The 7,573-nt window shown below is 43.8% G+C and carries 5 protein-coding genes; 1 reads left to right on the top strand and 4 read right to left on the bottom strand.

Annotated elements, in window-relative coordinates; genetic code table 11:
* Positions 1–310 precede the first annotated feature (310 nt).
* The gene (locus K7P76_RS17140; RefSeq protein WP_232186521.1) at positions 311–1,105 is read right to left on the bottom strand and encodes a phytanoyl-CoA dioxygenase family protein; all 795 of its coding nucleotides are present in this window, start codon (positions 1,103–1,105) and stop codon (positions 311–313) included.
* A 265-nt stretch (positions 1,106–1,370) separates the two neighbouring features.
* Here K7P76_RS17140 and K7P76_RS17135 point away from each other — a divergent pair, with 265 nt between their 5' ends.
* Positions 1,371–2,267, top strand: a complete 897-nt coding sequence (locus K7P76_RS17135; protein WP_349403252.1) for a helix-turn-helix domain-containing protein — start codon at positions 1,371–1,373, stop codon at positions 2,265–2,267.
* 68 nt (positions 2,268–2,335) lie between these two features.
* Here the strand turns inward: K7P76_RS17135 and K7P76_RS17130 are convergent, their stop codons facing one another.
* The 3 genes from K7P76_RS17130 to K7P76_RS17120 all read right to left on the bottom strand — a co-directional run bounded on the left by K7P76_RS17130 (position 2,336) and on the right by K7P76_RS17120 (position 7,542).
* A complete protein-coding gene (locus tag K7P76_RS17130; RefSeq protein ID WP_232186520.1) occupies positions 2,336–2,560 on the bottom strand; it encodes a hypothetical protein in 225 nt (74 codons plus the stop codon).
* A gap of 203 nt (positions 2,561–2,763) precedes the next feature.
* Complete coding sequence (locus K7P76_RS17125) at positions 2,764–4,899, bottom strand: DUF5054 domain-containing protein (protein ID WP_232186519.1); 2,136 nt, start codon at positions 4,897–4,899, stop codon at positions 2,764–2,766.
* Between the two features lie 183 nt (positions 4,900–5,082).
* A complete protein-coding gene (locus K7P76_RS17120; protein WP_232186518.1) occupies positions 5,083–7,542 on the bottom strand; it encodes a glycoside hydrolase family 38 N-terminal domain-containing protein in 2,460 nt (819 codons plus the stop codon).
* Between the last annotated feature and the right edge of the window lie 31 nt (positions 7,543–7,573).

Below are 7,573 nucleotides of genomic sequence, written 5' to 3'. Positions count from 1 at the left end.
ATCAAAAGCAAGTAAAGAATACCACAAAATCAACGACAGTCCAAGCCACCTAACGGTGGTTTGGAAACACCGTAAAAGTGACATTTTCTCGGAAGAGTTAAGGTGACATTTTCTCAGCAAATTGACACGCTTACATTTTGTTGTGGCATTTTGTTGCGCTAATCACAGAATCCAATCTAACATCCGTAACCCAAAGCCGCAACAATTGCCAACACCTCACTTGGAAAATAAAGAATAGCGCCCAACCAAAGTAGGTTGAACGCTTAGCATTTCCGTACACCAAACGGCACAATATGCCATTGCTAATTATTTACTTACCAAAGCTCTCACAGCCTTTGAAGCTCATATGAACCGTTGCATCAAAAGCAGGCAATGGCAGATATATGTTCTCGTGCTTAACTATATTACCGCGCATTAAGTGGATTTTGTTTAAGCTCTCTTTCGTTACGATTGTACTTGTTGGAATGTATCGTATAGTCAGTCCGCAACGTCTATGGGGTGAAAGGTTTTCTTTGGACCCGTGAATAATGTTCGGATGGTGAATGGAAACGCTGCCCGATTTCAAAACAATGTCTACTGCTTTGGATTCATCCACATATTTCTTCTCAATCTCTGATCCCAACACGTTCTCCATTTCAAAGCTGGCTTGCATTTCTTGTAGCTGAAGCTTATGTGTTCCAGGAATGACTCGCAAACATCCGTTTTCAACTGTAGAATCATCCACTGCCAGCCACAATGTAACCACATTCATGGGGTCCAACGGCCAGTAGCTTCCATCTTGATGCCATAGGACAGGTCGGCCATTAAATGCCGGTTTACAAATATAATGGGAAGCAAATAAAGCAATATCAGGTCCGATAAAGGACTCTGCAATATCCAAAAGTCGGTCGTCGCTTACGAGTCTTAGCCAGAAAGGATCATTATGAATTAAATTTGTATGCAGCGCCTCTGGACGTAAGTCCGGATTTTTATCAATCAACCATTGTACGTGCTCCTTGGCTTCATTCATTAAATCAGCATCGAGGATATCTGGAAAGACCAAGTAACCATCTTTTTCATATTGGGCTGCGTTTTCTGTTGCTGATAATGTTCTAATGACAACCATCTCCTTCATTCGATAAATGAATTTTTAGCTTTGAAGTTGTACATTCGGGCCAATAAGTTTGAAAACTACGGAAAGCCGCTTGCGAATAATGCTATCCACTCCATTCCTCTCGGTACAGCTTGACATCTTATTCAGAAATCATAGATAACCCCCATCTAAAGAATATATTTGTTTTTCATTACTCTTTTATTATAATGGGATCAAGATCAAATGTATTTATTCATTAAAGCCTTCGATTTGTACTTTTGAGCCAAATTTAAAAGGAGTGATCCCATTGAGCTTTCTCCCCTCCCCCGAATCCCAGCATTATTTAAACCGAAATGTCCCTTTTATCGCTGGGGACGATATCCATTTTAAAATCCACTATTGGGGAACTACCTTCTCTCATTTCGTACATCCAATGCATAAGCATTCGTTTTTTGAGGTTTGTTATGTAGTGCAGGGGAGAGGGGTGTACTTGGAAGCGGGCATGTCCTATTCTCTTGAACCAGGTTCAATATTCATGTCCCGACCGGAGAGGCTGCATCAGATCCAATATGGAAGAGACATGATCATGTTGTTTGTCGGGTTTGATGTGGACAAAAAGAACTGCACAGCGAATTCGCTAATGATTTACGACATTTTAAAGAATACAGGTCATGTTCTGGTTCATGCAAATAGTGCTTCCTATACGGCTTATGTGTGGAAGGCGTTATGGGAACAAGCTAGCGATCCGCCTTTACATTTCAATTCAATCTTGAATCAACTGTCTTTGGCTCTGCTATGTTCCTTTCATCAATCTTTCACCATACGGCAAAAATCGAGGGCACCCCTGCGCGATCGAGAGTTTTCTAACTGTTTAATTGATCAGGCCAAGCAGTTCATTCAAGATAACTTGTCCCAAGACATTTCGGTGGAGGACATCGCGAATTACTTATACATTTCTAGGCGACATTTAACAAGGCTATTCATGGAAGAAGGAATTTCATTTACCAGTTACTTACTTGAGAAACGGATTGAGAGAGCTTGCGAGCTATTGCATAATAAACACATTCTGATAAAGGATATTTTGGAGAGTACGGGATTTCATTCTGTACATTACTTCACAAGAATATTCACAAGAGAAGTCGGTATTACACCCGCCCGTTATCGCGATAGAGTTACTAACACCTACTCTCGCTAATGCCTAAATTCTAAAGATAAACTCTATAATAGCCTTATCCGACAGATTAAGGATATTTCCTGTAATTTTCATATTCCTAATTCATTCTCAATCATCATGGAAGGCTCAGTATTGAGAGCTTGATTGGTCCCTGTAGTCATTCGTGCAGAAATTTGCAGCCTAATCGTTCTTGCTGATATAAAAGATAAGGAAAAAGGTACCGTTTGCCCATCACTTTCAATTTCACCCTTGCCAAGCAAAGGGTCATAGTTTTTCTTACGCATCATATTAAAAAATGTATTCTCTTGTTTCAAAAAATCTTCGCTTACGTCCACCGGCTTATTAAAAAAAATGATACTTATGATTTCTCATCGCAGAGCTCCTCCTTAATCCGATCTTTCCGTTGCGTAATAATCGTCATCGTCCGAGCGATTGACGGCTAACGAGATATCGTTGCAAGTTAGGGCCACCAAAGCTTGGTGGCCCTATAATTTTAAATCGGGGTTAAAACTATTGTTTAATCATATGCAATGGAATTTAATACAAGCGAAAACCGAAATAAACTATCCTCTTCATACCACGATCTAAAATTTGTTGCCCATAAATTATTGTGCAGATTAAAATGTAAGCCTCCACTCATATCAGCAAAGGTATTATCAAAATTCAATATATTTGCTTTGCCCATGGAAACGACAGGCGCATCCAACGTTTTCAAAGCGACTCGACCGTCAGCGCCGTCATAATACAATCCGGTATTAATCGCGTGAAAGCTTCGATTACCATCTTTAACTATTTCTAAAGGCGAAATAAGAGATCCTAATTTATCCATCTTCCATAGGTTAGCATTATTTACTTTGGGAGAAATAGAGAACCAGCTCGCTTCTGGCAATCTATGTGCGTCCTTATTAAACCATTTCAGTTCAATATCAATTTCGCTTTTATGATGATAAAAGCTGTACTTAATTTGAAGTCTTCGAGGTGCCCCTTGTACGACTGAAGCCTTGTCATCCATTCGAAGATTGACATGAATCCTATCTATCTCTTCTAATTTCTCTAGTAATATGGATTCTAATAGGGGTTTAAACGTTTTATTCTCCGGAGTCGGTACGGCATAGTCTATTCCTATTTTGCAAATATCCACACAAGCGAAATGCCCCCACTCTTGCCAATGGGTACAGTACGCCCTAATAAAATTCATATAATCGTTTAATCCGAACGTTTGATAGCTATAAGCACCGATTGGCGAGGATTGATCCGCCCACACTTTGCCCGTTGAATCGCTAAGCCACCCGATTGAACCGTCATTTTGAAAGGCGACTTGAAATTTGCCTAGGGTGACCGTTTCATGAATTTCAATTTTATGATTCCCCTGATGATTCGTTTCCTTGGGTTTAAACTTTTCTAAAGCCGAGTGAGCTTCGATCTGTTTTCGCTCATCCAGTGAATTGATCGCTTGAGTGATATAGGCTCTCTGTTCGTCCCAAGAACGTTCAATATGGCTGTAACTAAATGTATCCGGACCATAAAACATAGGGTAGGTTGTTGCATAAGCATACATTTTTTGGGTTCTTCCCTCAGTGAAATGGTCTTCGCTTCTTGCTTTAGCAAATTGATCTTTAGAATAGTTCATATAATCGGGTAAATACTGTCTGAAATCAAATCCCCAGGTGTGTTCGGGTATGAGCGCCAATGCTTCCGAGAATGAGTCATATTCTTCGGAATGGATGAGAAGCGTCCCCTCTTCTATCCACTTATCGCGAAGCCTTAATAACTCACGATACTTGGAAATTTTGAGCGGATCGCTTGAAACGCCATATATCCACGTATCCCCGATTTCTTCTTTCATAACGGGAAGTTTATGTTTGACTTCCCATAACTTCTCGGCATACGCATCCATTGTAGAGGACTTAATGACAGCCCCAGGGTATTGTTTCTCGAGATTAGCGAATAACGTCTTTATTTCTTCAATGGATGGCGGCCCAATATTATCGCCGGTTAAAGCGATTACAATGGCATCTTCTAATCCGGGGATCATGGATGCTCCCTTGTACGTGTTATCCATTTCATTGTTAACTACATCTCCGTAATGATCGTTATAGCCAACGATAATTTCCGATCCGTCTTGCGCCTGCCAAACAAAGGTTGGAGGAACATCCGGCATTTTCGAAAGCGGATTTACGCCGATATGAAAAAATTTAATGCCGGCTTTAGCCATCGAAGGAACCATACCAATCGTGTGCCCCGGAACATCCGTCATTTTCGCGGCAATTGTTTTTTTGCCGAATCTCTCATCGAGTTTTTCCGAGATGGATAGTCCATATTCTAATAATCGCTTATCCATTAACTCCGTATGGGTCGTAAAGGGATAGGCGTGCCACGCAATGAGTCCTTTACGAATGGCTTCTTCCATTCGGATTTTATTCTCCTGTGAAGCCGTTCGTAGATAATAGTCGATAAGCCAAGAGCCAGTCGTCCAAATGAATCGCTCTCGCCCTCCTGCTTGTTCTAACTGATTAGCAAAGGCAATGGCATTTGGAATAAATTGATTTACATACGTCTCTAAGACATTTTCAGCAAGATTAGTAAATCCGATATCTAAATGCGTTTTGAAGATGACATGAACCGTTTTTATTGTCGTTTGATTTGAATTCATCTATTTCCCTCTCTTCTCTCAAGCTCTTATTTTACATTGTAAGAGTTTAAAATTTTGTTTCGCTTTTTATTACATGTTGAGAACTTATGAAAGGTTTTTCAAGCTTATAAAACTTTTTTAGTATTCAAAACACCCACGCGTAGCTGATAGGTGTCACTTGATATCAGATTTATTGCGCTTTGATTACTCGCTTCGGTAACATACCAATCCAGCGTTGACAGCGCGGCAATACTGAATGGCCCGCTCTGCCGACTGCCGCTCATTCCCCCAGAGAATGCTATATTTGAACTCATAAAATCCGCCCACCGTCGCTTTGAAGTTCGTTTCCCAGTAATTCGTCATTGTCCAGGCATAGGGAAGATGAGGCGCTTTTGCCAAGTCCGGATGTCCATGAAGTAATATCCGATGATGCTCTACCGGCCCGGTTTGCAGAAGCGGCGTGTCCGGCATCGCGACGGCTACCCATTGATCCGCCCCCGTAAAGCAAAACCCTTCCTGAAGGCAATAGAAGTCGGTACCTGTTCCAGGGAGCTGGTTCACATGCGGCTTCAAGACGATGCCTGTTTTCTCGATCCACAACTCTTCTCCGCCGAACGGCAGCGAAATATATAAGTTCTCGGGTTCCCAGACGCTGTCCTTATGGAATCGAACGGACACGTCTACCCTCGGCGTATGGGCATAAGCCGTCAGATGAACGGCATAATAGGAAGTTCCCGCGACTTTGTACTGCAACTCCACGGTCGCGAATAACGAACCTTGATAAATATTTTTAGAGCCGATAAGATGACCTGTCGCAACGACTGCGTTTTTTCCTTTGCGATTCCTTCCGATTGCTCTTCTTACCGCAACCATATCTTCATGTCTGTCCACGGGTGTAACGTCATAAACGGGCGTAAACGGCGCATGCTTCCGGTCATCGCGAATTAAGTCTTTGCCGGACCGTTTATCCAGCCAACTCACGATTCCTTCTCCCTGAACCCACTCGATTCGAACGTAAGGCGTCTCCAGCAGCGTGCCATCGATCAGAATGGCAGAGTCGTCCGCGAATTTACCATGAAGTCCGGCGATCGGAGCGATGTCGCGTACGCCATCCGTACCCTCAATTTGGATGCTTGAAGTAGCAGCCCGGGACATGTCATCCGGACAAGAAACGATCTCAAGATGCTTTTCCTCCCCCGCTTTAATGGGAACCTCTACAACGACGACATTGCCCCGACTGGCCCAAATCACTTGATGGCGATAGACTTCGCCTGTGATGACGTCTTTCACTTCAAGTCCTAGTTTCAAGCGGGGAAACTCCCAATAGTCAACATACAATTGGGCATAATCCGTTAAATCCAATTCGGAAGTATTGATGATCCGATAGCGCAGCGGCCGCTCCGGGTAGAGAAGTGCCTCCCCGCGCGCTTCAAGCAAATCGTCGTATAACGTCATGATGGCTTGATGCGCTTGCGTGGCCATGCCTTCTTTTCGGGCGCCTAATTGAAGCACCATATTATTCCAAGGTTCTTCGATAGAACTCGAATAACCCCAAGTGTGCTCCGAATATAACGCCAACAATCGTTCCGCCTGCGCGATTCGCTCGGCGGTAGCGACTTCCAAGCCAGGATCCAAGCACTTGATCACTTGAAGCTTGCGTTGCGCTTCGCGGAACAACTGCGTGGAATGCGGGGTTGAAGCCAATCCGTCAGACCACCAATCCGGCCAGTCCCCTTCGTATTCGGGGATGGGAACGGTGTCCGCTTCTTGCTTGACTTTGTCGAAGAACGGACTCAACGTCGTCAATTCCATTTCGATCTCATCTCCGTACTTCGCGTTCCACTCCCGGATGTAATCTACGATTCCGCCGTAGGGCGGAGAGTTGTCCGTAATCAAGCCGGACACCATCGTCGGCACGAAGGAGTACGGGTAGCCCTCGTCTTCCAGATTACGCAGATAACGGAATATCCGCTTAGCGCTCGATTCATGATGGTTTTCCAAAACGGGAAAAGCTTTGAACTCATCCTTCATGACATACGAATTCACTGCGTTCGGAACTAGCCCGAGTTCGTTGCCCATATGATAGTATTCGTTGTTCCAGACAAGCAAGCGATCGCCTTTCGGCGTCTTCCACCAGAACGGCGTTTGCTTGCGTCCAAGCGGGAATATCCCGTGAAGTGGATGAATGCAGGTGAGAAAATGTTCGATCCCCGCATCCGCCATCTCCTGCGCATATCCCCAGCTTAAGCCGTTAATATCCGCAATCATGGCCGATCTGACCGGCACGCCCAAGGATTGCCCATAGGCAACCGAGCGATTCAACATAGGTTTAAGAACATCACCGGAAATCAATTCGTTCATATTCAAATAAGTGCCGGAGAGCTCGATATCTCCGTCGCGGATAGCCTCTTCGAATGTTCTGATTTCATCCGCGGTCGCCACGGCAAGAAACTTCTCCACCTGCCAGAACGTTTCGCACACCCAACGAAACCCTTTCAATTCGGCGCGTTTGCCCGACTTAATATCATTCAGGATCCGAACGACTTGGCGAATGAAATCTCCATGAAAACGTTCGATTTTCTCTTGTCTTTCCGTATAACCGATATCTGTATGCGAGTGATGTATCACGTATACTTTCCACTTTCTTGCGAGTTGCTTTGACATTTAACTTACCTCCGAATTCTAGTGATCGCTC

The sequence above is a fragment of the Cohnella silvisoli genome (genome assembly GCF_021190915.1).
Lineage (GTDB): Bacteria > Bacillota > Bacilli > Paenibacillales > Paenibacillaceae > Cohnella > Cohnella silvisoli.
This window is presented reverse-complemented; position numbering and strand designations above follow the sequence as displayed.

Bases quoted from the DNA above. Each gene is read 5' to 3' on its own strand.
- K7P76_RS17120 (WP_232186518.1), bottom strand. From the start codon at position 7,542: ATGTCAAAGCAACTCGCAAGAAAGTGGAAAGTATACGTGATACATCAC.
- K7P76_RS17125 (WP_232186519.1), bottom strand. From the start codon at position 4,899: ATGAATTCAAATCAAACGACAATAAAAACGGTTCATGTCATCTTCAAA.
- K7P76_RS17140 (WP_232186521.1), bottom strand. From the start codon at position 1,105: ATGGTTGTCATTAGAACATTATCAGCAACAGAAAACGCAGCCCAATAT.